General features: G+C 32.2%; 1 pseudogene. It reads right to left on the bottom strand.

The window, feature by feature from the left end:
- Window positions 1–227 (bottom strand): annotated as a pseudogene (locus LQ617_RS16160) (hypothetical protein); the annotation flags it as partial.

Below are 227 nucleotides of genomic sequence, written 5' to 3' on the forward strand. Positions count from 1 at the left end.
TCTATCCTGTCGTTTTTCATTAAATGTATTTCTAGATATACAAATCGAGAATTATTAGGCTGTAGACTTAATACTTGGTTTATACTGACATTATCTTTTCGACAAACATAAGTACTTTCTCTGTCATAAGGAGATTTTTGTTTTCTTACAATCACTACCGCATCTAAGACTGTATCCTCTGTGATTTCTTCTTCAATCTCAACTGTGAAAGTGTCGTGTTTATTGAC

It is taken from the genome of Mammaliicoccus sp. P-M59, assembly GCF_022386135.1.
GTDB classification, from domain to species: Bacteria; Bacillota; Bacilli; order Staphylococcales; family Staphylococcaceae; genus Mammaliicoccus; species Mammaliicoccus sciuri_A.